We start from the raw sequence: 26793 nt of genomic DNA, 5'->3' as shown, positions 1-26793 counted from the left end.
CTAAGCAACTACCAATGTCTAGTATTCAGAAAAGTTATTCAATGGCTAAGCTATTTTAGCGATTGCTCAATTACATATTACTATTTTAACAACCACAAGTCGTAGTTGATGTCGTCTTTTCCGTCAGTAAACTGGCGTTTTAGAGCTTCTTCAACATTGGTTTTGTTGGTTGTAAATTCTGACTGAGGATATTGAAAACGTTTTGGAATACGAGTACTATTGCCTGTTCCTGGGCCAATTAAAAACGTAGGGATACCTGTTCTTCTTTGGTTGAAAAATGCCTCATATCCAGAGTTTTGGAAGAATGCAACATATTTTTGGTTCAAAATTTGGGTTAATCCTTGTGTATTATTGCCTTTGTATTGAACCGTAGCCTGAGCCAAATAATCGGTAGTATTGCTAATCCCATAAAATTCCATTGACCCTTTGATACCTTTTTCGTACCAGTCCTGAGCATTGCCTGTAGCCCAACCGCGGTTGATACCCTCGGCAATATTAAAACACATTTCTGGGTAGCTAATAATAAAAGTGTTTTCGCCTGTGTAAGATGAATAATAACGCTTACGGCTTTGGAAAGAATATTCCCCTTTCAATACTTTGGTAGACATATCGGCAAGGTCTTCGCCCGAACTAGCCCCTTCATAAGCATTGAAGTCAGTAGCCGAAAGGCCAGCTTTGATTTTGGCTTCAGCGGGCTCGGCCACCACAAATAGGCGTGGGTCATGGTTTACTTTCAACAAGTCGATATAAGTTTTGGCCATGTTTTCACGCGTGGCATTGTTACCGAAATTGTCGGGGTTGCGAGGGTATTTGTTGATAGCACTCCAAGAATATTGCAAGCTTTCGCTAACCGAAGTCATTAAAGGGTATTTGGTAGGATTGCTGATAATATTAGCAAATTCTTGTTTTACCTTCAAATCTGTATCATCGGCCTTTTTGCTTAGGTGAATCAAAACACGCAGTTTAAGGCTATTTACAGCTTTTTGCCATTTGCTCAAATCGCCGTTGAAATAAATATCACCTGCCAAAGTTTTGTCGCCATTAACAATCAACTGAGCAAAGTCGCTATTGGATTCGTCGAGCCACTTTAGTACTTGAACAAAAACATCTTTTTGTGTGTCATATTTGGGTTGGTCAACGGTGAGTCCTTTTAGGGCATCCTTAACAGGTAAATCACCTACATTGAGGGTCATTTTTGTGTAGAAATAAGCTCTCAAAAACTTACCCAAAGCCGAATAAGGGTTTATATCTTTTGCCCCACTTCTTTTGGCTTCTTCTTCCATTTTAACAACATTTTTCAATAGTGTAAACTGCAATGAAGCCGCCGACCAGTTGTATTCGTTGTTGTCGTAATAGTTATAATTTGAGCAATAGAACTGGGCATTACGCATTGGGGTATTCCAAGCCCCTTCGTTCATATTACTTAGTACAGTACGCAAAACAAGCTCGGAAGGTACAGAAGTAGCCAAATTGGGGTTTTTCTCAAGAAGTTCGTAGTCGCTGCAACTAGCCAAGCTACCTAATAAAAACAGAGATAAAATATATTTTTTCATGATATTGCTCTTTGAAATTGATTGTTGCAAGAAAGAACACAAGCCTAATAAAAGCTATAACTTGTGTTCTGAAAAGCGATTATTTAGAAAGTCAAGTTAAAGTTTACACCAAAACGTTTCATCGTTGGTGTTTGTAAACCAGTGCTTGTACTCAAGCCAGTGTATTGGTCAAGGTCAACGCCGCTATGTTTGCTATCTACGAAGTAGAATAAGTTACGACCAACAAACGATACAGAAGCTTGTTTGATAAATGATTTTCCTAAAACAGCTGCTGGGAAGTTATAAGAAATAGTTACTTCACGGATTTTAGAGAAAGTCTTGCTCATCATATTGCCTTCGGCTGTAGAGTTATAACGGCTGATATAATCCTGAGCAAAAGTTTTGATGTCGTTTGGTGCATATTTTAGTTCCGAATAATTGGTAATCACACCTGTTGCTGGGTCATAAGCAGGAGTACCCTCTACCAGTTTTACGCCTTCACCCACATACGATTTAATACCTTTTACGTCTTGTTCGCGGGCTGCACCCAAAGCTCCTTCAATGGTTTCGATATGACGGCCACCTCTGAACGACTGACGACGGATATAGTCTTCGGTAACACCACCAACACGGCCATCAAACAAGATATTCATCGACCAATTTTTGTAGTTGAATTTGTTATTGATACCAAACACATAGTCGGGGTTGGCGTATCCTTGGAACTGGCCTTTTGGTAACACAATCGGGCGGCCACCAGCATCATTGATAATCTGACCGTCTGGGGTACGAGCAAAAGAAGAAACAATTACGGGGTCGATTCTATCACCGATTTTGATATTGATATTTGAAGGGTTACCGCTTACAAAATAGCTTGATGGAAGTGAGGTGATATTGCCAAAAATCTCTTTCAATGTTTCTTGGTAAGTAGACCAGTTTACGGCAACATCCCAACTAAAGTTTTTGGCTTTTACTGGTGTACCTTTCAAGGTAACTTCCCAACCTGTTTTTTGGGTTCTAATACCATTTACGATAGCGTTGGTATAACCTGTAGTTTGCGACAAATCACGGCTAAAAATACGTGGGCCATCGTTTGATACAAAATAAGTTACTTCGCCACTGATTCTGTTTTTCAACAAGCTAAATTCCAAACCTGCTTCAATTTGTTCGGTCGAGTTTGGTTTTAGGTCAGGGTTATTTAATCTGTCAGAATAAGCAGCCGAAGGGTTGTTGTTATAGCCAGGTGCAATACCATAACCTACCGAGTTGGCATAGTTAGGGCCGTCGTAAGAAGACGCATATTCAGTACCATAGCCCAATGGATACGAGGCACTTGGTGTTGCACCGATAGTTGAGCGTGTCAAACCATCTTTTACGTTGGCATACGAACCTCTTAGCTTGAAGAACGAAATAGTTTCAGGCAATTTTACATAATCAGAAATAACAGTACTCAAACCAAATGATGGATAGAAGAAGGTGTTATTGCCTTTTGGTAAAGTTGACAAACGGTCAACACGACCTGTCGTCGAGAATGTCACAAAACCTTTGTAAGCTAAGTCGGCCGAATAATAGGCACTTTGTACTTCCATGTCTGAAGTATAACTAAATGCCTTGATAGGACGCAACGAGTTCGAGAATGTATATACGCCTGGGGTATTGAGGTAGTCGGTGGTTACATAGCTCGACTGATAGCTAAAGTTACGGATATTACCACCGCCCCACACTTTTACATCGAATACGTCGTTGAACACTTTGCTGTATTTCACAAGAACATCGGTATTGTTTTCAAACAACGTTCTTTTGTCTTCACGGTAGTCACCTTTGGCTTCTTCACGGCCATATACAGTAGCCGAGAATGGGAATTTTTCGTTGCGGAAAAGGTCATAAGTTGTCAACGAAGTACGTCCTGTAATTTCTAGGTTGTCGTTCAGCTTGTAGTTTAACGAAGCATATCCATAAATATCATTTTTATAATGGCCTCGTGTCCATTCGTAAGCTACAAAATAAGGGTTGTTATAACGCTGATATTCGGCATAAATCTGCTGATAACCTTCTTTGCCTGCCTGCCAGTAGTTACGCATTTGGTCTACGTCCCAGTCGGCACCACCCCACAATACCATGTTGTAAATCAGCGAGTTGGGGCCATAGTTTACGTCAGGGATATTAGGAGTAGACTGGCGGTTGTAGTTGAGGTTAGCTTCCAAACGCAATTTTTGTGAGAAATTATAACCAGCCGAAATATTGAAGTTGGTAGAATTTAATTGGGTATTTGGAACAATCCCTTTTTGGTAATTATGCGAAAGCGAGAAGCGGAGGTCGTATTTGTCATTGCTTGAAGAAATAGCAATGTTGTTGTTCGACTGCAAGCCGTTACGCAAGAAACGAGTCAAATTGTCTTTACCACGAGCCACCCACGGTGTACCTTGGCGAACACCATTTACTACAGGGCTGTCGTATTGAGGAATCAACTGGCCTTCAAATTTTGGTCCCCAGATGTCGTAGTCGCCGTCATTTTTACCGCCACCACGACCATCTACGAACTCATAAACTCCGTGGTCTCCAGGTCCATAAGCATCTTGGACTTTCGGAATAGCGTTGAAGCCATTTTCTACCATCGTTGAAGAATTAAATTCAACGGAAAAACCACGTTTATCTTTAGAACCTTTTTTAGTTTTGATAAGAATAGCTCCGTTTTTGCCACGAAAACCATACAAAGCCGCTGCGTTGGGCCCTTTCAAAACCGAATAGGTTTCAATATCATCGGCCGAGATATTCCAAGTGTCTGAGTTGATAGGTACACCATCTACTACAAACAATAAATCAGAATTACCTCTTAATACCAAATTAGGACGACCCAATAGTTCGGACGAAGCACCTACTGTTAAGCCTGCCACTTTGCCCGACAACGAGTTGATAGGGTTGGGTTCACGGGCTTTGATAAGCTCTGCTCCCTGAACAGTCTGGATAGAGTTGGTCAACGAACGCTTGTCTTTTGAAATCCCCAAAGCCGTAAATACTACTTCTTGTAGCATTTTGTTATCGGGCGTTAAACTTACGTTGATAACAGATTTGTTTCCAACGGTTATTTCCTGACTACCAAACCCAATAAATGTAAATACTAATACGTCTTGGCTTTTGGCCGAAATTTTGAAAGCTCCGTCGGCACCCGTTGTAGTACCTTTGTCGCTTCCCTTTACACGAACCGAAACACCTGGAAGCGGAGCATTGTCGTCTGAAGCATTAACTTTTCCAGTGATTTGAGCCATTGAACTAAAAGAACACAATAGCAACATAACGGGAACAAACATCGAGGTCATAAACCACGTAAAGTCTCGTTGAAACTTTTCGAGCATGGGTAAAATTTTCTTCATTGGTTTTTTATTGTTTTATGTATTAGGATTGAAGTGGAAAAAGCAGCCAATCTTTTGTTGATGATGTTGGAAAGACAAAATGTATTTGACGCTCAAAAGTTCCTTCATAAAATCAATGCAAACCTACCACCTTAATATGACCCCTTCTTCAAGGAAATATTAAGCATGATTGAAATTTTACCCTATATTGTATCGACTTATTTACGAATAGGTTATCAAATTGTTAGGTGTATGTAAAGTTGTGTTAGTTCGGTAATAAATTGCTGAATCAGCTTACTGGGCTCTATTTAATGTTCCTAATAAATTAATGCCCGAATTAGATTTTTGATTGAATATCTGATTGAAATAGAAATACGACGAAATCACTAAAATAATACAAAGAGTAGGTAATAGTTGAGCAAAAGCATTGAGCAAGCTCAGCCAAGAAAGGTTATTTTTACCAAAGTTTTTAATCAAAAGTACAATTACACTGCCCAAATAACCGCAGAAGTCGGCTGTATAAAACAGAAAACCCACATTTCCACGTTCTTTTAAGGCTGCAAGGAGGCGGTCAAAAAGCATACCATTGAAGGGAACATATACCATATACAAGCCCAAGCCCGTAAGTACCATCCACCAGTAACCCGTTGAGCCATGGTTATTATAAGAAAAAGTAGCCAAGAGCATCAAGGTACATCCCGAAAAAATCATAAAATGATTAAACCAAAGAGCCATTTTATGATTTTTGATAAGATATGCCGCCCCTGTCATTCCACTAATGGCAATGCCAATAATAACTTCGGTTTCAGAAAAAACAGAAATATCGGTTATACCGAGTTCTTGCCAAATTTCAACCCCAAAATTGTCTCTAATATCTCTAAAAATAGTCATCAATACGTAAATAATTACTAGAAGAGACATTCCTAGTCCATATTTTTTCATAAACTTTTTACGTTGTTTGGCAAACATCGGTACACGTTCTACACGTTCAGCCTTGTCTTGTTCGTCGGGCTTTGGCACTTGGTTCATAGCCCAAACCGATAATACCAATAGCGGAAAAAAACATAAGCCAACAATAAATGGCATCCAAAACTCGCTGATTCCTAGGTTGATAGCAAAGCGAGCAATGCTTTTGATAATACCCGAAGACACAATAAAGCTTACGGCCAAACCAGCCCCTAACAAGTCGGTAATACGACGACCTTCCAAAAAACTAAATACCAAACCATAAATCATACCCAAGCCAAGACCATTGAGGTACATAAACATCCAGTTGTCGGGGGCAGGCACAAGGGCAAACATCAATAAATTGATTTCGGAATAGACAATCATACCTATTATATATAGTATCCGTTGTTGGGGTTTTACCTCGGCAACAATTTTGATACCCAACCCTTTGGCTGTGGCATAGCCCAATACTTGGGCTACCACCAAGATAATTTTATAGTCAACTCCCCAAAGGAATATATCTTGATATTGGCCCGCGGCAAAAGGCTTTCTGAAAGCATACATACAGAAATAGGTGCTAAAAGCAGACAAGCCCAAAAATAAGCCTGTGAATAATCGTGATTGTTTTTGGAGAAAATTACGCAAAGAATGAGCCATTGTATTAAGTAATAAACAGTGTACCTAAGTACACCTTTTGGGGTATTGTGTAAAAGCCACATCATAACAATAAACACAACAGCCAAATCTGCTGGAACTACCATGATGGTTGGCCTTGATAAAAAGATTTAGACAAGAATACAAATAAAATACCTTGTTTTTCAGAATGTTACGCACAGTTAATCGATATTTAACATACCGTTAAAAATAGACTTTATACCTTTGATTGCTCAATAGCAAAGGCCAATGGACTGGGACTTCCAACAACCCTTGCTCAATAATATTAGTACTAAATCTTTAATCAATACCTCTATGAATCCAATTGAATTGGTTGTTTTTGATATGGCTGGTACAACTGTACAAGACCGCCATGAAGTTGAAGTTTGTTTTATGCAAGCCGCTGCAAGAACAGGTTTGAGCGTAACCCCCGAACGAGTGCTGGCATTACAAGGTTATGCCAAAAAACAAGTATTTGAAATGTTATGGACTGAGTTATTGGGCGAAAACCATCCCGATATACAAGGTTTTGTAGATGTATCGTATATTGAATTTTGCTCAATTTTAGAAAATCACTATATCGAACACGATGTTGTACCTACCGAAGGCTGCCTAGAAATCTTTGATTACCTAAGAAGTAAACAAATCAAAATTGCTCTCACCACAGGATTCTATCGGAAAGTAGCCAATATCATTTTACAAAAATTGGGCTGGCTTCAGCACCTCAACGAACAATATCTCAATATCGGTGCGGGTATTATTGACCTATCTGTAACCTCCGACGATGTAGAAAGAGGCCGCCCCGAACCACTGATGATTCAGTATGCAATGAACAAGCTGGGAGTACAAGATAGCAAGCGTGTCATAAATATTGGCGATACCCCTTCCGACCTCAAGTCGGGTATGCGTGCGGGCTGTAGGTTGTCGTTGGGGGTTACTAACGGTACTCATACACGTCAGCAACTAACTATTCATCGCAACGATGGCCTGTTACCTAATGTGCTGGCTCTGAAGCCTATGATAGAGGCTATTGAAAGTAAAGTTGTTAGTTCAGTTACTTTCTAAAACAACATATTGGGCAAGGTTAAAAGTGATGTTGGCACAACTAGGCTTATATACCTTTACAAAATAAAACCAAATGGTATTGTATTTGTCTGATTATCAGGGTAAAGCTGTTTTTGATTTCCTATATTTACAATGAGTAAAATAAAAGAATTATTCAAGGAAATGGATAATAGAGATACCCCTTTGCCAATCTTCAAAACTTGATAAATAACCTTGATTTGAATCACTTTTCACACAAAAATTACAATTTGATAAAATAGCACATTTCGTAGCTCATGAAAAAATATGATTTAATAGTAGTAGGAGCGGGCAATCTAGGAACATTCCACGCTTTTCATGCCTTACAAATGGGTAAGTCGGTACTGATGCTGGAAAAAGATTCAGAACCTATGGAAGCCACAGTACGTAACTTTGGGCAAGTTGTACCTTCGGGACAAGCCCTTGATACGTGGTTTGAATACGGCAGGAAGTCACTAAAGATATATAAAAGTATTCAAGACAAATTTGACATTAGTGCTCGCCAAAATGGTTCGTACTATTTTGCCTCCGACGACGATGAAGCCAAATTGCTGGAAGAAGCCCGTGCCTTATTCAAAATGCGAGATTACCCAAGTGAGCTATTGAATAGAAAAAGCTGTTTTGAACGTGTACCTGCCTTGAATAACTCCTATTACAAACAAGGCTTGTTTTTTCCTGAAGAGTTTTCGGTAGAACCCCGCACAATGGTACATCGTGTTCGACAATTATTGGAGAGCGATTACCACCTTGACTTTGTCAATAATACAACGGTAGTAGATTGTTGGGTAAAAAATGGCCTTTGCGAAGTAAAAACCTCGAAAGGAACAACTTTTTGGAGCGACAAAGTGGCTATCTGTAATGGGCGAGATTTCAAGGCATTGTATCCAAGTGTTTTTGAAGAAAGCGGCATGAAAGTTAGTAAGCTCAATATGATGTCGACTTATCCAATAAAAGAAGTTACCCTAAAAGGTAATATTCTATCTGGGCTGTCTATTCGTCGTTACGATAGCTTTAAGTCGTGTAGCTCATATACTACTATTTCGCAACCCGAATGGCAAAAGCCTTATAATCAATGGGGTATTCATTTATTATTTAAACAAGCCCTCAATGGCTCTATTATTATTGGCGATTCGCACGAATATGCAGGTGTGTTGGAGTCTGCAAGTTTAGATTTTGGGATCAATATGTCTATCAATGACTTGATTTTGAAAGAAGCCAAGCGAATATTGAATTTACCCAACTGGGGTATCCAAAATTATTGGGCAGGGTATTACTCACAAACCGAAGATGGTGGCGTATTTGAATACGAAATCGACGACAAGATTTTTATAGCCACAGGTATTGGGGGTAAAGGGATGACCACATCGCCAGGCTATGCCCAAAAACGAATAGGAGATATTTTTAGAAAATAAGGCTACTCAACAAAATCATATTTTCCTATTAGCTAACAAATGTATTGATGAGCTAATAGGAAAATTACCCAAAGCTAAACCATTAAGATGAAAGCTCCTTGGTTTTATAGATAATTTGATGAATCAGATGGTCGAGCCGCTCGGTTTCGCTCAAAATCAAATCAATATATTTACTTTGTTCGCTGCCCTTTACCAGCATATTGGCACTTTTGAGTAATTTAGACAAGCCAATAATATTAGAAACAGGACTTCTTACCTCGTGCGACTGTTGCCAAGCAATGGCTCGTAAGGTGGCATTTTGTAACAGGATTTTTTCTTCAAACATTTTCCTTTCGCTAATATCGGTAGAATTGAATGAAGCCCCCACAAGCTGGCTGTCATCATCGAAAACAGGGTAAAAAGTGTCTTCAAACCAAATTTTACGATTATCGGAATAATGAACTTCTCGTTCTACTTTGACAAACTCGCCATTGAGTGCCTTGTTCAAATCTTGAGTAAAAGCCTCCCTAGTTCCTGCTGTAATATACTTAAATATATCGTCGCCAATATTGGGGGTACTATTCCAAAGCGATATAATATTTCTTTTGGCAATACTATTGAGCGACAATAGTTGGTACGATTTACTAATAAGCATATTACTGTCTGACGAGCTGTTCAAAATAGCTTTGAGCTTATTGCGGGTTTCTTTATAGCGAATACTATCTTCTTGGATTTTGAGCCATTGTTTCTCCAAATCTTGGGTAATAGGTTTTACCAAGAAAATAATTTCTAATACAATTACCAAAATACTCAAAATCGCCAGCATAATCTCGGCAAGAACAATCGTAAAAAGTTTTTGGTCGGATAGCTTTTCGAGCTTGTTGACGATACACTCCATTTTCAACAAAAATAAGTCTTGATTTCTCGAAATTTGAGCGAGGCGTTTTTTATCTAAATGCGAAGGGTATATCAATTCCTTTTGAATATAATTGATATAAGGTGTAAGCTGTTGGAGAAGCCTTATTACTTCTAGGTCTGTTTGTGCCTTCAACGACAAATCCTTATCATTTTGTAATAAACCTTTGTGGGTTTTTTGTAAAGAATAAAAGGTTTGTAGCAATAACTGTCGTTGAGCGGTATCGCCTTCATAGATTTTATAAAACAACAGGTTGATTTTCTGAGATAGCATGCGCTGCCTACCCGAAAGATTAATGACTTTAGAGTCATTATTTTTCTGATAAAGCCAATATTGTACTACTACCTGATTAAAAACAAGTAAAAGAATTATCAAGCATGCTACATAAAAATAGGTATTTGTTAATCGTTTTTGACGCATAAAATAAAGGACTATTATTTGGACAACAATAAATTAACCATAAGCTTATATAATAAAAATGTGCGAAGCTATACAATTGTATGATTATGAATATGTTGTGTAGGGGGTGGCTATTTTTAGGCATAGCCATCTTGGTGGCTACAGCAAGCAATAGTATGTTGAATAGCTATTTTTTGAGCTACTCTACTTATAAGAAAACATTACGTAGGCTTTTGGATAGATTATCAAGCAGGATATTTGATTGTAATCTACAAATAAATATTAGCTTCTTTCTCATGTTTTGGCAGGAATATTATCTAAAAAAGCAATATAAAGCCCCAATATCATAGAAGTGATACTTTTGAATGGCCAAATCGTTATAGCGATACCCAAAATATTATATTGGGTAATAATGGTTCAGTGTTGGACAATTATCATCAAGCCTTTTGCTCGGCATCTCGGTATTTTTGTTAAGCAATCTTTAATGATTTATTAAATAAGTGTCCCCATCATTTTACCTAAAATTGACATTATGAAAAAACAAGTATCAAAAAAACTTACATTACTATGGGGTTTTTTGTTTTTGTGTATGACATCGTATGCACAAAAAATTACCTTAAAAGGAAAAGTAACAGACAGTGACGGCGTACCACTGCAAGGCGTTTCAGTAGTAATAAAAGGTACATCCAAAGGTACTGTAACTTCGCAAGGTGGAGCTTTTGAACTTGCCTCAGCGTCAAAAGGAATATTGGTATTCAGATATGTTGGATTCAAAGCAACGGAGGTAGCATTTGAGGGCTCAAATGATGCTATTGCAGTACAACTTCAGCAAGACACAGAAACCCTCAGCGAAGTAGTAGTTACAGCCCTAGGGGTAAAGCGTGACAAACGCACCCTAACCTACAGTTCGCAGGATGTAAAAGGCGATGAGTTGATAAAGGCCAAAGAACCCAATATCGTTAATGGGCTAGCGGGCAAAGTGTCGGGTGTACAAATTACCAGTTCGTCGGGTGCACCGGGTAGCTCTTCAAGGATTGTAATTCGTGGTGCAACCTCTGTATTTGGCGACAACCAGGCTTTGGTAGTGGTAGATGGCGTACCCATCAACAACGATGAAACTGGAAACCTCAACTCTGGTCCTGGCAGCAACCGTTTGGTTGATATAGACCCTTCTATTATTGAAAGTGTCAACGTATTGAAAGGAGCCGCCGCTACTTCTTTGTATGGTTCGGCTGGTGCAAGAGGTGTATTGATGATTACAACCAAGAATGGTTCGGGCGAAAAAAAGCCTACAGTATCATTTAGTGCTGATTATTCGTTTGAAAATCCTTTGTTACCCCAAACCCAAACCAAATATGCTCAGGGGTCAAGAGGGCAGTATTTTGACGGAGAGGCCAACAAAACCAGCCTTTCGTGGGGGCCACTTATGGATACCCTCAAAATAAACGGAGTGCCTGCCAAAAGATATGATTTGCAAAAGTTGTTTTTCAAAACAGGTATTACCAAAAACTACACAGTAGGTATTAGTGGCGGTAGTAGTACTTCCAACTATTATATATCTTATTCAAACTTCAATCAAGAAGGAAGCGTACCGAATACCTCGTTTGGTCGTCATGCGGTATTTACTAAATATACCAACAAAATAACCAAAGACTTGACAAGTACTTTTCAGTTTAACTACAGCAATACCTCTAACGATAGAATGCCCGAAGGATATGCTTTAGAAAACCCTATTTGGACAGTTTTGGCGGGGCCTGTGTCTTGGAATCCTTTCCCTTATTTGAATCCAGACGGAACACAAAGAGTATTTCGTTATTCTCGAAACAACCCTTTTTGGGTATTAGACAACGTTTATAATAAATCCACTGTAAACAGATTTATTCCTATCATGACGTTTGCTTATACGCCAACAAGTTGGCTTACAGTAACCGAAAGATTAGGGGCTGATATTTATGGCCAACAAGATAAATACAAAGAAGCACCAAGCTCGACTTTGGCTACTTTAGGACGTATCATTGAGCAAAATACTACTTTCCGCCGTTTTAACCATGACTTGATTATTAGTGCCAACAAAACCTTTGGCGATTTTGAGATAAACGGATTATTGGGAAATAACGTAACGTCTATTTATAGCCAATACCATTATATGCGAGGTACAGGCTTAAACATCAATGGTTTTGATAACATTGGTTCGGCTTCCACTATCACAGCATCCGAAACTAATTATTTACAACGAAAAGTTGGTTTTTATGCACAGGCCAATATCGAATACAAGCATTTCTTGGCGTTATCGCTTACAGGCCGATACGACGGTAGTTCGGTACTGAGCAAAGAGAAAAGCTTTTATCCATATAGTTCTATTGCAACAAGTTTTATTTTCTCAGAGCTATTGCCTAGTTCATTGAGCAGTGTTATTAGTTTTGGTAAACTTCGTCTTTCGTATGCAACTGTTGGTAACGATGGCGTAGGCCCATATTCGCTTACTACGCCTTATAATTCGGCTTCTATTGGCAATATAACCTTTCCATTTCAGGGGCAAACAGGATTTTTGTTAAGCTCGACATTGGGTAACTCTAACCTCAAAAACGAAACCCTCAATGAATATGAAATCGGCTTAGAAACAAAATTATTCCAAAATAGAATTGGCTTAGAGGCATCGTATTTCAATCGTAAAACTACCGATGGGATTATTCCTGGGGTGGCTATTGCACCATCAACGGGCTATACAGGTACAACTGTCAATAGTGCTAGCTTAGAAAATAAAGGGATTGAAGTATTGTTGAATTTGACTCCTATAAAAACCGATAAACTCAAATGGGATATAGCCTTCAACTTTACTCGTATTCGCAACAAAGTATTGTCACTTTATGGCGACACCAAGCAGCTAGGTAATGGCTTCTCACAAATTATTGTGGGCGAATCGTATGGTGTAAAATACGGAGCAAGGTTTAAAAGAACAGAAAATGGCGAACTTTTGATTGATGCCAATGGCTTGCCGATTCGTGACGAACAAGACGGTATTGTTGGAAATATTTCGCCAGATTGGTTGGCTGGTATGAACAACACCCTACGTTATAAGCAGTTTGGCTTGAGTTTCTTTTTCGATATGAAAAAAGGGGGTGATATCGAAAACAACGTAGATGGCTACGGAGCATTTTATGGTACTACCAAAGCCAGTGAAGACCGTGCCCCACGTGTCCTAAAAGGCATTAGTATTGTCGATAATAAGCCTAATACTGTACCTGCCGATATGCAAACGTACTACCAAAATTTTGGTGGAATGCTCGAAAGTATTATTCAAGATGGAACGTACATCAAATTGCGTAGTGTAAGCGTAAATTATGATGTTCATCCAAAATTGTTGAAAAAGACCCCATTCAAAACGGCCTCTATTATTGTAAGTGGCAGAAATCTATGGATTTATAGCCCTCATTTTACAGGAGCAGACCCCGAAGTAAGTTCATTTGGGTCTTCTAATGGCTCGCAGGGTATTTATTCGTTTTCGGCACCTACTTCACGTTCTATCAATTTTACGTTGAAGTTTACGCTATAGTTTTATAGCCAAGGTTGGAGTCGTTTTGTTCTTAAACTTTAATTTGACTTAATAATGAAAAAGATTATTCTCTATATAAGTACATTGATTTTGCTAGCTAGCACTGGTTGCGAGCAGTTTATAGATGTAAACCAGAACCCCAATAACCCTACAGATGTACAAGAATCATTGATTTTAGCTCCTGTCGAAGTAGCTATTTCGCATTCGGTACACGGGGGGTATGCCGCAATTTTGTCGTTGCATTATACCCAAGCAGTGGCTTTGAACCAAACGTTGCCCAACGATGGAACTTACTTTTTGGTCAACTCACAAATGAATGGCGAATGGAGTAATTTGTACGTAACTTGTATCAATAACCTAAAAATTCTCAATGAAAAAGCCGAAAAAAATGGTAATAGCAATTATGCAGCTATTTCAAAAATTTTAACGGCTTATTGCTTAGGAATCGGAACAGACCTTTGGGGCGATATTCCTTATTCGCAGGCTTTGCAAGGTACTAACAAGCTAACTCCAAGCTACGACAAACAGGAAGATATTTATAAAAGTATTCAAACATTGCTAGACAACGGTATTAGCGATATTGCTAAACAACATACTCGTTTTCCTAGTGGCGATGATTACTTTTATCATGGCGATATGAACAAATGGAGGAAACTGGCCTATACGCTTAAAGCAAGGTATTATATGCACTTGTCAAAAGCTCCTAATTATACCGCCGCCACACAAGCCGACCTTGCTCTGACGGCCTTACAAAAAGGGATGGAGTCGAATGACGATGATATGAAAATGAATTATTCTGGTGCTGCCAGCAACGAAAACCCTTGGAATCAAACTTTCTTGCCTGGTTCTACTTTAGTGCTGTCGTCGTACACAGTAGAAAGCCTCAAACAACGCAACGACCCACGTTTGTCTTTGATGGTAAAAGCTGCCGCTAGCCCCGACCCTACATTGGGTATTTATAATGGACGTATTATTGGTACAAACGACATTGGTAGCCTCGAATCCTATTCTATTCCGAGTGATTTTTATGCGGGTGCATCGGCTTTTAATTATATTATCAACTATTCGGAAGCTCTTTTCTTGAAAGCGGAGGCTACTTTAATAAAATCGGGTGTTGCGGCGGCTCAGCCTATTTACCAAGATGCTGTAAAATCGCACATGCAAAAATTGGGCGTGGCTACTGCAGGGCTCAATACCTATTTGGCTGCTAGAGGTACGCTAACGTCTAGCAATGCTTTACAACGTATTATGGAAGAGAAAAATACAGCCAATTTTCTATCTATCGAAAACTTCTCTGACTGGAGAAGAACGGGTTTCCCTGTGTTACAAAAAGTGCCAAATGCTTTGTTGAGCGAAATACCAAGACGATTCTTGTATCCAGAGGTAGAAATGATTGCCAACCCTCAGGCACAACAAACGGCCAAATTAATCGACAGGTTGTGGTGGGATAAGTAAAATAGTGTGTGAAAGGTGGAGAAATGTCGGATATTTGATTTTAGCATAGGTATATTCTACTTTTCTCAATGAAGGATAAAACTCTACTTTCATACCCTACAAACAGGATTGAAATAGAATTATTGGGTATGAATATTCAATAATTAATTGTAAGGGCAATCCTTGCAGTTGCCCAAATCTCAAGAGAAGGCAATCGCAAGGATTGCCTTTTATTTTTTCCAATCTATACTTTGCAAAACCACTAACGCACTTATTCACAACAAATAGATTGATTACTTAATTTTAAGATAATATTATGGTAACATTTCAGTGAAGAAAGAAGATGAACTTTGTACTGTCAACAAATTCATGCTATGAGATACTTTTTTACTGTTATTACTTTCTTTTGGGTATATTCATTATTGGGGCAAGACGGCGTATTTGTGGATGCCAGTACTTATCTGAACAATACACCCACAGCAGCCGAAGCCCATACTCGATGGACAGAGCGGGTAAATTCATTAAAATTACACTCCTACAAAGGCACACAGGTATTTGATGCCCACAATGCCTATGGTTTTCGACATGCCAACAAAGACTGGCGTTTTTATCAGCAAAATGTGTACGAAATTGTATCCAACAAAGATATTTATGTGTACCGCCTGATAGTGGAGGCACAGACTACCTCCGAGCTATACTTTTTTAGTAAAACGGTATCATCAGAGCTTATACCGCTAAGTCGCCGAAATTTGCGTCGTGCCTATCAAGATAATAAGGCTTTTTTAGCAATGCTTGATATACTGCATTGGCGGTTTCATCTGGAAGACCCTATTCCGCCCTATAATCATGTAAGAGTTGCCGAATTGTTTTCGTACAGCCAACAATTACAACCTAATTTGTATTACCGATAGCCTGTCGCACAGCCTTTAAGATTTGGAGGTGATAATAAAAAGTTTTGAATAAATCCTGCGAATCCCAAACCACGTTATCGAGTACCACCACACTGGTTTGGGTAGCAGGAAAATAAAAGTTCATCGATATAAAGCCAGGGGCAAAACCCGTTTGTCCAAGTTGAAGAATATGATCTTTGGTGTCTACGGTAATGCCATAGCCATAATCGGTAGGCCCAAAAATAGGATGAGCCCTATGAGCATTTTTTTGTTTGGTAGTCAATAGCTTATAGGTATTTTTTTGCAAAAGTTTTCCTCCAAAAAAGTAGGTATCCCAAATAATCAAATCCTGTGCCGTTGAAATAAAAGCTCCTGCTGCTACATAATTTTCAAAAGTTTCGGTTTCTTCTACCAAACGCCCATCGGGTTGTTCTGTAAAGCCTTTTAATAATCGTTCTGAGCTAGGAAGCTTGTCGGGATGAAAGGTTTGATACATTTTACAAGCTTTAAACAGCTCGTTAGATAGCGTTGCAAATGATTTTCGAGAAGTACTTTCTGCAATTTTAGCCAACAAATCATAGCCAATCTGCGAATACGCATATTTTGTGCCAGCTACAAAAGCCAGAGGCTTGTCGAGTGCTACAATGCCATGCGTATGAGTTAGTAGCTGATGTACCGTAACGGTATCTTTCCAAGGCATGCTCAAATTGGGCAAATACCGACCAATCGGCGTATGAAGCCTAATATGACCTTTGTCGTATTCTCGCAAAACAATTACAGCCGTAAACTGCTTACTAATAGACCCAATCACAAACTGATGTTTTGACAAAAGCTGGGTTTGTTGTAGATAGTGAGCATATCCCTTGCTTTTTTTATAAATTGTTCGTCCATTTTGGGCAATCTGTACAATGCCATTAAAAGGCTTTGTAGTAGGAGCCGCCAACAGCGAATCAATACGCTGTTGTAGCGAACGCTGTGCCATCAATGGCAGTCCCAAGAGTAATAAGTATAGCCCTAATAATCGAGTAAATAGGTTCATGATTTTGGAAAATTATAGATTAAAAAGCCCGAATCCAAGGTCTGCTAATAAGTGGCGAAAAAGCCCAAGGAATCGAACTTAGTATAAGAAGTAAGGCAATACCAAACCAAATAGCCAGTGTTTTGAATCGAGCCGTATCGTTATGTTGTTTTTTGCTTTTGACCGCTCCAATAGTTATAACTACTACAGCACTTAGCATAACGGTGATATGCTCCATACCAAAAAAGCGAATTTGTCGCAGGTGAATAGCTGTGCCAAAGTTTTGATAAAAATATTGTACAATAGGACTAATTACATACAATACCAAACCTAAAGTGGCTTGTGTATGAGCAATAGACAGCGTAACAATACGGAGTAGATTATCCTTTTTTTGAAAAGGACGGGCTTGCTTCCAAGCCCATAAAGCATTGAAAATAGCTATAACCAAACTGATAAGTACAAGCCAACGAACAAGGGAGTGTAATGCTAATAAAAATGAGTACATGATGTTGGTATTTAGTAAATTGTAATTATGGAAGTTATCCTTACACAGAAGAATTTAGGATTCGATAATGGAGCTGAACCAAACCTTTTTCATACGACTTTGTATCAACCAATTCTAAGCCCTGAGTAGGAATATTGCCCTGAAAAAGCCGAATACCATCACCCAGTAATATAGGAATTACCGAAATAATCAATTCATCAACTACTTTGGATTGTAGTAATAGGTTAACAATTGTAGCACCGCCATCGCAATAAATATGCTTTCCTTCCCGAGATTTTAGCTTTTGAACTAGTTCAGTAACATTTCCCTGATAAAAAGTAAGGTTTTGTCTGTTTTCAAGATATTGCCGTGTAATAACATACGTCTCTTTGTTGGCATGTGGAAAAGTATCTACCAGTTGCATCACTTTACTATAGGTTTTTCGACCCAAAATAACCGTATCAACAGTTTCGATAAAAGATTGATAGCCATAATCTTCTCCTTCTTTTTCAACCACCGAAAGGAAATCAAGGTTGTCGTTGTGGGTGGCAATATAGCCATCGAGGCTGGTAGCAATAAAAACGATAAGTTTACGAGGAATAAGCATTCTTTAAATTGATTAAGAAAAACGAGGTAGTTGTAATACAATAACGAGTAAATTTTTTGCAAAATTAAAACAAGACACCTTTCCTTCAACAAAAAAAGGATAAGTGGCAAAGCCAAAAATAACTTTGTTTATAGCTTATTCCTAGCTAATTTTACCACGGCTTTAGGGGTGTTCTGCAAAGAACTGAGAAATACCCTTTGAACCTGCCCCAGGTAATGCTGGCGAAGGGAAAAGTATTCAATCATTCTGCTATTTATATCGGGAAGCTCTGAGGCCATTTTATCGTATAACTAAAATGGAATAATGAAAGAGCAAATCTGGACTCAAATCGAAGCTGTTCGCCAGCAATCTCCTCTGGTACATAGTATTACCAATTATGTAGTGATGAATAATACCGCTAATGCCCTATTGGCAGTGGGGGCGTCGCCTATTATGGCACATGCTCATCCTGAGATGGCCGATATGGTGAGTATAGCGGGGGCTTTGGTTATAAATATTGGTACACTAGATGAATACTGGGTAAAAAGCATGATGCTGGCCATTGAGCAGGCCAATGTATCAGGAAAACCTTGGGTTTTAGACCCCGTAGGGGCTGGAGCTACGTTGTACCGCGACGAGGTTTTGCAACAGATTCTTGTTCAAAAACCAAGTATTATACGTGGAAATGCCTCCGAGATTTTGGCCTTAGCCAACAAAAATACTACCCAAACCAAAGGCGTAGATAGCACCAATGCCAGTACCGACGCTGTATTGGCTGCCAAGCAACTCAACGAAGAGTTTGGTAGTGTGGTCTGTATTTCGGGTGCAATTGATATTATTGTAGGGCAAGGCAAAATCATCAAGCTGTCAAACGGGCATCCACTAATGGCCAAAGTAACAGGAATGGGCTGTACTGCTACAGCATTAACAGGAGCGTTTGTGGCTGTAAATCCCCAAGGCCAATTTTGGGCAAGTGTATCAGCAATGGCCTTGATGGGTGTGGCTGGCCAAATTGCCGCTAATCTTGCCAAAGGGCCGGCTAGTTTACAACTTCATTTTTTAGATACCTTGTATCAATTAACCCAACAAGACTTTTTACAGTATATCCAAGTAGACGAATATGAATAGGCTTGAATTTCCGTATCGCTTGTATTTGGTGACCAACCAAGAAGCCTGCCTTGGCCGAGACTTAGTCAAAGTAACTGAAGAAGCCGTAAAAGGTGGTGTAGATTTGGTACAACTTCGTGAAAAAAATCTTGATGATAAGCAGTTTTTAGTAAAAGCTTTGCAACTGAAAGAAATGCTCAACCAGTACAATGTACCCTTGATTATCAATGATAACCTTTGGGTAGCCCAACAATGCTACGCCGAGGGGATTCATGTTGGTAATAATGATATGCCGCCTCATCAAATCAGGCATCGCTGGAACGACGTTGGTATTCTTGGGTATTCGATTGAATACGAAAAACAACTGGCTTTGCCCGATGCCGAGCTGTCAGACTACCTAGCTTTAAGTCCTGTGTTTGCTACCCCAACCAAGAACGATACCGTTACTGAATGGAAACTAGAAGGAGTGAGCCATATCAGACAATTAACTACTAAACCGTTGGTGGCTATTGGGGCTATCAATCTTCAAAATGCCACTAGTGTAATACAAGCGGGGGCCAACTGCCTTGCGGTAGTATCGGCTATTTGTTCGGCAAGCAAGCCTGCATTAGCTGCCGAAGCACTCAGAAATCAGATAGAAAAAGCATTGATATGAAAAAATATATTCCAGTATTAACCATTGCAGGTTCAGACAGTGGAGGAGGGGCAGGCATTCAGGCCGATTTAAAAACCTTTTCGGCTTTGGGTTGTTTTGGTACGTCGGCTATTACGGCTATTACCGTTCAAAATACCCTTGGAGTACGAGCTATCCATAGTATTCCTACCGATATTGTGGCTGGGCAGATTAGGGCTGTTATGGACGATATTCGGCCACGTGCTATCAAAATAGGAATGATTCATCGTGCCGATTTGGCCGTTGAAATAGCTAATGTTCTCAAAAACTACCCCGAAGTGCCAGTGGTTTTTGACCCTGTAATGGTAGCCACCAGTGGCGATAAACTGATTGAAAATGAAACCGTTTTGGCTTTGGAAGAATACCTATTTCCACTAGCAAAACTCATAACGCCCAATTTGGACGAAGCTACTATTTTGGCCAAAATGCCTATTGCCAATATTGATGAAATGAAAAAAGCTGCGGCCGCTATTTTAGCCAAAGGTTCATCAGCAGTCTTGGTAAAAGGTGGACATCTGCTTGGCGAAACCCTTTACGACGTATATCTCGACAAAACGGGTCATGAACACATTATTACAAGTAAGGCTATCGCAACCACCAATACACACGGCACAGGCTGTACGTTATCGTCGGCGATTGCAGCATTTTTGGCACAAGGTTTTGGCCTTATAGAGGCTATTATGGCAGCTAGCGAGTATATTCATCGGGCTATCGAGGCAGGGAAAGAGGTAAAAACAGGAGCAGGACATGGGCCATTGAATCATTTTTTTAACCCTTTAAAACTTATTGTCGATGAAATGGAGTGAAAAAGCGTGGGAACAGTCCAACTATATTTATGAAGAAATCATCAAAATGCCTTTTATAGAATCGTTGATTAAAGGCACTTTGCCACTAGATAGGTTTCAGTTTTATATTGAACAAGATTCTATTTATCTGGCACATTTTGGCCGAACCTTATCATTGATTGCAGCCCGTGCCAACGATACAGGTCATGTATTAGATTTTATTCGTTTTGCCGAAGGAGCTATTGTTGTTGAAAATGCTTTGCATGCAGGATATTTCAAGCAATTTGAAATAGAAGGAAAAGCCTCTATTTCGCCAACCTGTCATCACTATACCAGTTTTTTATTAAGTACCGCCTCGTTGGCTCAGGTAGAAGTAGCTATGGCCGCAGTGTTACCTTGTTTTTGGATATATAAAAAAGTTGGCGATTATATTTATCAGCAAAAGCAAGTACAAAATAATCCATACCAAACATGGATAGATACCTATGCAGGCGAAGACTTTGGTATATTGGTCGCCAAAGCTATAGGGATTTGTGACACCGTTGCCGAGCAGTGTACACCTCAACAGCAAAATAAAATGCTAGTAGCTTTTGAAAAAGCCTGTCATTTAGAATGGCAATTCTGGCATAGTGCTTGGCATTTAGAACGCTGGGATACATTTAAGTAAAAGTGCTGATTTGTGAGAATGAAGCTGCTTAGACTTTTACAAATTAGCACTTTTATATGCTAGTAAAGTAGGAAACCTGAAATTAGAGCATGTTTACATTCTAAAAGAGGTATAGTAATGAATGGTATTTTAAGCATTCTCTGCACAGGCACTTTAGCAGATAAACGACAAGGTGAAAAGCTATTGTAGATTTTTAAGTGCTGATATACAGTATGTTAAATTGAATTTGCCAATAAAGCCTTCGCAAAACAAATATCATCAACCTTTTTTATTTTTACATAATACAAATCAAAAGCCAAGATAACTTCATTTTATAAAATGGCGTTGCCCAATAACTAACAGAAAGTCCTACAATAATTAAGAATAACAAAATTGTAACTTCTTCAACTAAGTTTGTTACAGTGGTTGTAAATAAAATATTTTGTTTTAATCAAACTTAATGCTAAAATTGACTGTATCCAGCTCATCGTTTGATGATAACGTAAATACACTACTAGGTACACTGCCTCCTTGCCATGTATTGGGGTTTAATCGCCTATTTGAGAATCCTAAATAACTGATATTGAAATAAATAATCTACTTTTGAAGGTTGTGTAGCCGTATCAGGAGATAACTCCTGACACGGCTAATATACACAAAACAGTTTTACCTTTTATTGAACACTACGTTGTGCAGAGTGCACTGTGCCAAATTTACCCAAAGCTAATGTTCTTTACCTCAGTTAATAATACTTGTATGATAAGATAATATCACCTTTTTTATTAGGATTATATTTCATATAAAAAATCGCTTTATCAGAATACCAATCTTCTATGTGATGAGATTTTACAATCCCTGAATCAAGCGGAAATTCAATAGTTAAAGGCATTCCATTGGGATAATGTATTTCCAAAAATAGTGTGTCTATTTGTTGAACAAAGCCTTTTATGTCAAACTCCAATATCCCTCCTGTATAATCGTCTGACTTGGATGAACGGATAATTTGTAGTTTAAACTTCTCATTAGAAGATATTTGAATTGTTTTCTCATTTTCACATGAAGACAAGAAAATTAAAATAATAGATAAGAATATTTTTCTCATTTTAGGTAGAATTATAAGCTTGAAGGTATTATTCTTTTTTATCTGAGGATAGCATCCATAATTGACCATTTATAGCCATATTATAGAAAACTTGTGGATTGGTAGTAAAAGATGTAAGACCACGCAAATTGTTCCTATGATCCATCTGAGTGCTTATTCCTGATGCACCTGTGTTGCTTTGACTTGTCTGATTGGTATATCCATTGGAGAAAGTGTAATTAGGGAGTTCGTGATTCGCTTCTTCATTCCATCAGGGTCGATAAATCTTAATGGATTAACAAAGGCATAGGCATAAGGTGACCACCTTTTTGAGATTTCGGCTAAAGGGTCAATAGAAATAAATCTAGGAACTAGATTGTCGTATAGTCTTGCTCCAAAATCGGTGTAGCCAGTTTCGGGTATGTTTTCTTTACCTGTAAACTTAAAGTTATCTAAATTGGGTGTATTCTGATTCAATAAAAATGCCAAGGCAACCATATTTTAGCATAGCTGACTTGGCGTTTGGCTTATGTACATTGTGGGTAAAAATATGCCATAATGGCACAAAAAGGCTTTTTCTCGAAGAGAAGATCTACATCGACTTAAACTTACCTTTATTTTTTCTCAAAATCCCCAATCCATTGGTTTAATAATGCTACTTCGTCCGCACTAATAAGCCCTTCCTCTTGATAAGGAACTATAACATCAATAACTGGTTTCCATTGTGAAGTTAAATTTCATGTTTTATTTAAACATTTTATTACCAGAAGGTAATTTGCCATGTGTGAAAAAATATCCGTAAAGTAGAAACTTTTCTTTTAGCTAAGACCAGTAGTAGCGGAGACCAGCTTGATTTCCCATTATTATAAATTTCTTAATTGCTCTAAATCTTTAAAAAACGAATCTCTATCAAAATGTTTAATTTTTTTTATAATCTCAGTACTTTTAAGAATTTGAAATGAATCTAATATTTCTGAAAACATTTTTTCTTTCAATTCATTACCATTTAAAGATTTATACAAAGAATAATCTAACTTTAAATCATACTCAAAGTTTTTTAATAGAACATATTTAACACCATCTTTTACATATTCTTTTTGTTCTTTTTGATACCTAGGTCTTCTTCTTTTAAAAAAAAGTTCAAATTCAGGGGCAACACAAATTACCCCTATATGTATTTCATACAAATCTTCTCCATAAAATTTATCTTTAAATATTAAATTCGTTTTATCTGCTAAAGAATTTAATAAAGAGCTAAATTCTTCCCCAACTCCTCCAAGTTGTGCATATCCAATTTTCATATATTCTTTCATTATCTAAAAATTTTATTTCCTGGTGGTAAGATACCGTGATTAAAGAAATAACCATAAATTAAATATTTTTCCATAACTTTAATTTCAACTTGATTCCCAAAAAATATAGGGTTTAATCTCACTCCACCTGGAATCATATTATTCAATTCCGTAGGTGAATACCTTGGACTATTCCCTGCCGTTTCCCCATATTTCCAAATATCTCCTGCATTTAATTTTACAGGAATACCTCTCACATCAAAGTAAGTTCCTGCATTATTAACTCGAAGCTCATAAGTGTAACCATTACTCAAAAGTGTTTTCTCTTTTATTTTATCTATTTCTTTTGACATTTTTTCAGCTATTCCTGATGTTGCAAGTGTATAAGATACCTACACCAATGGTAGCTACTCCCATAACAGCTTCTCCAACTGGAGATGGCTCTGCAAGAGCAATACTCCAGCCGATTGTTAATGAGCTTGCAGCTTCTGTGCCTTTTTCTTCTGTGGTTATCCCAGTCCTACCAGCCATAATTGCAGTACCAACAACAACGGTAGCACTTACGGCTTTGGCTTTAGTACCTTTCCCTTTGTTATTATTTACAGTTGTTTTTCCCTTAACAGGCTCAGTTTCTCCCTGATAATTACCATTCCCATCATCGCCGACATAGCCATCAAAAGTAGTGTTTCCAAAAACATCTCTGGTTGCCATTCCATCAGGGTCGATAAATCTTAGTGGATTGACAAAGGCATAGGCATAAGGCGACCACCTTCTTGAGATTTCGGCTAAAGGGTCAATAGAAATAAATCTAGGAACTAGATTGTCGTATAGCCTTGCTCCAAAATCGGTGCAGCCAGTTTTGGGTAGATTTTCTTTACCTGTAAACTTAAAGTTATCTAAATTGGGTGTATTCTTGTAGCTTAGGCTTGGCAATTCTTCTCCCCACACTCCTGTATGGCTTTCTTGGGTTGTCTTGGCTATTCCTACAGAATCTTTGAAACTTACCAATTCGTTATTACTAGGCAGTGAGTACAAAAGCCAGACTTTCTTATAAAATTAGAAAGTCTGGCTTTTATGAAATGATATTCATTTGAGCTATTAATAGCTCAGAAACAATTTTTTGCTGATTAGGTTAGTGAAAATTACTTAACCTAATCAGGGGTGAGAAATCTGTTTTCCAAATATCAAGTTCATATAAATCATTATGATTATCAAGATTTAGTGATGCAATCACAGGAACATTATCTTCATCCAAGAATTGATAGTAACCTGTTTACCCCCAAAAACAAGATTGTCTAATATACCTTTAGGATATAATTTCCAACTTCCCATCACTCATAGGAGCAACTAGTAAATTAGTTTTCTAAATTTCGTTGAATTTCAAATTTGTAAGCCCAATAAGTGTTTCAAGTAGCTGTTCTTCTTGAGGCAGCGGTTTTCTAATTAATTCCATGGATTCGCCCTAATTACTAAGACTAATTCAATAATGAATGCTTATAAGTAGACTTATTTTAGCAAACCATGAGCTTTTGTCTTACTTATTTACGGTATTTTATTAAAGTTCCATCAGGATCTTTTACTATGACAGTATCTTTACTTACAGAAAACAAGAAATCATTTAATCCAAATGTGGTAATATTTCCTTGTGAGGACATAGCTATACTCATAAGGGTCGTTTCTGTCTTTTCTTGTATTTCTAAATGAATAATCTTAGAATCTAGGATAGGCTCGATAGAAACTCTTGTGGCCTTAAAGTATTCTCTGGTGTCATTATGATAAAATAAAAACGTCGTAGTATTCAGTCTCTTGATATAAGTAGCTGAATCTGCATGGGATGTGTAGTTAGCCAAATCTGGGTCTGTTTCTATTCCATGCTCATCAGAGTACTTGTTTTTACAAGCTATTAGTGTGAAAATGGTAAATACCACAAACATTAATTCGTTGAAAGATATTTTCATTGTGTAATCTGAATTTAGATTATAGAAAAATTTATAAACATTTGAAAAATAAGCTACTCATCATCTATATTAGGTCGGACTTCTGTCATTACATATTTACCCAATACGGTTTTTGAATCTACAAATTGATTAGCATTGGAGTCATAATAAAAGCGGTTCTCATTAAGATTTGTTCCGATAGCCTTTCTTATTGCAGGAGTAATACTATCATCACCTCCATAATTGTCATAATAGCTAAAATACGGTCTATGAGTATCATCAATTCCTGCTCCTACGATAGTGATAAAATGGTTTGTGGCGGCATTAGCATTTCCTGTATTTTTTTGACTATTATACATAACTCCAGCCATTACAGCTCTACCTTTTTTCAAATTATCAATAATTAAATCGACACCTTTTTGAATATCTACAGGGCTTTGTAATTCCTGTTGTCTTTTTTTATCTTCGTACATATTTATTCTTAATTTTGCTTGTGCAGGAGTAAAAGAATCACCATTATTTCCTTCCTTGACTTGTTCTCTACTATGTTCAGCACACTGCTTATGAAAAAATATCCACTTTTTATTATCGTAGAAATCTTTAAATTCTTTACCAGAAAGCACATTCTTAATATTCGTGATTTTAGATAGATTAACTCCTTTTGCTTTTGGAACGGTTCCCTGATAATTACCATTCCCATCATCGCCGACATAGCCATCGTAGGTGTTTATTCCATAGACATTTCTAACTCCCATTCCATCAGGGTCGATAAAGCGGAGTGGATTATCGTATGTGTAAGCATAAGGCGACCACCTTTTTGAGATTTCGGCTAAAGGGTCAATAGAAATAAATCTAGGCACAATATTATCATACCATCTTGCTCCAAAATCGGTGTAGCCAGTTTCGGGTAGATTTTCTTTACCTGTAAACTTAAAGTTATCTAAATTGGGTGTATTCTGATTCAATAAAAATGCCAAGGCAACCATATTTTAGCATAGCTGACTTGGCGTTTGGCTTATGTACATTGTGGGTAAAAA

The 26793-nt window shown here is 38.0% G+C and carries 23 protein-coding genes, 1 pseudogene and 1 riboswitch; of the genes and pseudogenes, 9 read left to right on the top strand and 15 right to left on the bottom strand.

The window, feature by feature from the left end; all coding sequences use genetic code 11:
- Window positions 1-80 precede the first annotated feature (80 nt).
- The 3 genes from FLEMA_RS68385 to FLEMA_RS68380 all read right to left on the bottom strand — a co-directional run bounded on the left by FLEMA_RS68385 (window position 81) and on the right by FLEMA_RS68380 (window position 6484).
- Entirely contained in the window at window positions 81-1553 is a 1473-nt protein-coding gene (locus FLEMA_RS68385; protein WP_044171316.1) for a SusD/RagB family nutrient-binding outer membrane lipoprotein, read from the bottom strand.
- A gap of 83 nt (window positions 1554-1636) precedes the next feature.
- Complete coding sequence (locus tag FLEMA_RS0112475) at window positions 1637-4900, bottom strand: SusC/RagA family TonB-linked outer membrane protein (protein ID WP_081681304.1); 3264 nt, start codon at window positions 4898-4900, stop codon at window positions 1637-1639.
- Window positions 4901-5173: 273 nt separating this feature from the next.
- Entirely contained in the window at window positions 5174-6484 is a 1311-nt protein-coding gene (locus tag FLEMA_RS68380; protein ID WP_052354066.1) for a DUF5690 family protein, read from the bottom strand.
- 246 nt (window positions 6485-6730) lie between these two features.
- On the opposite strand from FLEMA_RS68380, the gene FLEMA_RS0112435 reads away from it, so the two are divergent.
- On the top strand, window positions 6731-7546 hold the full coding sequence (locus FLEMA_RS0112435; RefSeq protein WP_310587211.1) for an HAD hydrolase-like protein: 816 nt from the start codon (window positions 6731-6733) through the stop codon (window positions 7544-7546).
- Window positions 7547-7821: 275 nt separating this feature from the next.
- Window positions 7822-8976 (top strand): TIGR03364 family FAD-dependent oxidoreductase, encoded by a 1155-nt coding sequence (locus FLEMA_RS0112420; protein WP_026995560.1) that lies wholly within the window; start codon window positions 7822-7824, stop codon window positions 8974-8976.
- A gap of 82 nt (window positions 8977-9058) precedes the next feature.
- Here FLEMA_RS0112420 and FLEMA_RS68375 read toward each other — a convergent pair whose 3' ends face one another.
- Window positions 9059-10291, bottom strand: coding sequence for a type IV pili methyl-accepting chemotaxis transducer N-terminal domain-containing protein (locus FLEMA_RS68375; RefSeq protein ID WP_044171314.1), 1233 nt, complete (start codon window positions 10289-10291; stop codon window positions 9059-9061).
- A gap of 511 nt (window positions 10292-10802) precedes the next feature.
- Between FLEMA_RS68375 and FLEMA_RS0112350 the strand changes: the two genes are divergently transcribed.
- The 3 genes from FLEMA_RS0112350 (at window position 10803) to FLEMA_RS68370 (ending at window position 16168) form a co-directional block, all read left to right on the top strand.
- Complete coding sequence (locus tag FLEMA_RS0112350; RefSeq protein WP_026995556.1) at window positions 10803-13823, top strand: SusC/RagA family TonB-linked outer membrane protein; 3021 nt, start codon at window positions 10803-10805, stop codon at window positions 13821-13823.
- Window positions 13824-13877: 54 nt separating this feature from the next.
- The gene (locus FLEMA_RS0112345; protein WP_026997711.1) at window positions 13878-15278 is read left to right on the top strand and encodes a SusD/RagB family nutrient-binding outer membrane lipoprotein; all 1401 of its coding nucleotides are present in this window, start codon (window positions 13878-13880) and stop codon (window positions 15276-15278) included.
- Between the two features lie 353 nt (window positions 15279-15631).
- Entirely contained in the window at window positions 15632-16168 is a 537-nt protein-coding gene (locus FLEMA_RS68370) for a hypothetical protein (RefSeq protein ID WP_044171312.1), read from the top strand.
- On the opposite strand, the gene FLEMA_RS68365 is transcribed toward FLEMA_RS68370, so the two are convergent.
- The 3 genes from FLEMA_RS68365 to FLEMA_RS0112225 are packed head-to-tail and all read right to left on the bottom strand — an operon-like array spanning window position 16149 to window position 18256.
- On the bottom strand, window positions 16149-17186 hold the full coding sequence (locus FLEMA_RS68365) for a serine hydrolase domain-containing protein (protein WP_052354065.1): 1038 nt from the start codon (window positions 17184-17186) through the stop codon (window positions 16149-16151). The genes FLEMA_RS68370 and FLEMA_RS68365 overlap by 20 nt on opposite strands.
- A 19-nt stretch (window positions 17187-17205) precedes the next feature.
- On the bottom strand, window positions 17206-17670 hold the full coding sequence (locus FLEMA_RS68360) for a hypothetical protein (RefSeq protein WP_044171310.1): 465 nt from the start codon (window positions 17668-17670) through the stop codon (window positions 17206-17208).
- Between the two features lie 40 nt (window positions 17671-17710).
- Window positions 17711-18256: a dihydrofolate reductase family protein gene (locus tag FLEMA_RS0112225; protein ID WP_044171307.1), complete on the bottom strand. Its 546-nt coding sequence runs from the start codon at window positions 18254-18256 to the stop codon at window positions 17711-17713.
- A 154-nt stretch (window positions 18257-18410) separates the two neighbouring features.
- Window positions 18411-18503, top strand: a riboswitch (TPP riboswitch).
- A gap of 56 nt (window positions 18504-18559) precedes the next feature.
- Here FLEMA_RS0112225 and thiM point away from each other — a divergent pair.
- The 4 genes from thiM to tenA are packed head-to-tail and all read left to right on the top strand — an operon-like array spanning window position 18560 to window position 21467.
- Complete coding sequence (gene thiM / locus FLEMA_RS0112205; protein ID WP_026997710.1) at window positions 18560-19363, top strand: hydroxyethylthiazole kinase; 804 nt, start codon at window positions 18560-18562, stop codon at window positions 19361-19363.
- Complete coding sequence (gene thiE, locus FLEMA_RS0112195; RefSeq protein ID WP_026995551.1) at window positions 19356-19997, top strand: thiamine phosphate synthase; 642 nt, start codon at window positions 19356-19358, stop codon at window positions 19995-19997. The genes thiM and thiE overlap by 8 nt, the downstream gene beginning before the upstream one ends.
- Complete coding sequence (gene thiD, locus FLEMA_RS0112190) at window positions 19994-20821, top strand: bifunctional hydroxymethylpyrimidine kinase/phosphomethylpyrimidine kinase (protein ID WP_026997709.1); 828 nt, start codon at window positions 19994-19996, stop codon at window positions 20819-20821. Before thiE ends, thiD begins: the two co-directional genes overlap by 4 nt.
- A complete protein-coding gene (gene tenA, locus FLEMA_RS0112185) occupies window positions 20808-21467 on the top strand; it encodes a thiaminase II (RefSeq protein WP_026995550.1) in 660 nt (219 codons plus the stop codon). The genes thiD and tenA overlap by 14 nt, the downstream gene beginning before the upstream one ends.
- A gap of 721 nt (window positions 21468-22188) precedes the next feature.
- On the opposite strand, the gene FLEMA_RS68355 is transcribed toward tenA, so the two are convergent.
- The 8 genes and pseudogenes from FLEMA_RS68355 to FLEMA_RS68330 all read right to left on the bottom strand — a co-directional run bounded on the left by FLEMA_RS68355 (window position 22189) and on the right by FLEMA_RS68330 (window position 26733).
- A complete protein-coding gene (locus FLEMA_RS68355; protein WP_144080085.1) occupies window positions 22189-22548 on the bottom strand; it encodes a hypothetical protein in 360 nt (119 codons plus the stop codon).
- A 153-nt stretch (window positions 22549-22701) separates the two neighbouring features.
- Window positions 22702-23016, bottom strand: a complete 315-nt coding sequence (locus tag FLEMA_RS0112140; RefSeq protein WP_026995548.1) for an RHS repeat domain-containing protein — start codon at window positions 23014-23016, stop codon at window positions 22702-22704.
- 374 nt (window positions 23017-23390) lie between these two features.
- Window positions 23391-23840 (bottom strand): Imm44 family immunity protein, encoded by a 450-nt coding sequence (locus FLEMA_RS68350; protein ID WP_044171301.1) that lies wholly within the window; start codon window positions 23838-23840, stop codon window positions 23391-23393.
- On the bottom strand, window positions 23840-24172 hold the full coding sequence (locus tag FLEMA_RS68345; RefSeq protein WP_044171299.1) for a hypothetical protein: 333 nt from the start codon (window positions 24170-24172) through the stop codon (window positions 23840-23842). Before FLEMA_RS68345 ends, FLEMA_RS68350 begins: the two co-directional genes overlap by 1 nt.
- Before the next feature lie 4 nt (window positions 24173-24176).
- Window positions 24177-24854: an RHS repeat-associated core domain-containing protein gene (locus tag FLEMA_RS68340; RefSeq protein ID WP_044171297.1), complete on the bottom strand. Its 678-nt coding sequence runs from the start codon at window positions 24852-24854 to the stop codon at window positions 24177-24179.
- A gap of 97 nt (window positions 24855-24951) precedes the next feature.
- Window positions 24952-25272: pseudogene (locus FLEMA_RS77415) on the bottom strand (DUF6984 family protein).
- 85 nt (window positions 25273-25357) lie between these two features.
- Entirely contained in the window at window positions 25358-25777 is a 420-nt protein-coding gene (locus FLEMA_RS68335) for a hypothetical protein (RefSeq protein WP_044171295.1), read from the bottom strand.
- Window positions 25778-25830: 53 nt separating this feature from the next.
- Window positions 25831-26733, bottom strand: coding sequence for an RHS repeat-associated core domain-containing protein (locus FLEMA_RS68330; RefSeq protein ID WP_218918534.1), 903 nt, complete (start codon window positions 26731-26733; stop codon window positions 25831-25833).
- Window positions 26734-26793 lie beyond the last annotated feature (60 nt).

The sequence above is a fragment of the Flectobacillus major DSM 103 genome (genome assembly GCF_000427405.1).
GTDB lineage: Bacteria > Bacteroidota > Bacteroidia > Cytophagales > Spirosomataceae > Flectobacillus > Flectobacillus major.
Note: the sequence above shows the minus strand (reverse complement) of the source record. Positions and strands in the feature narration are given on the sequence as shown.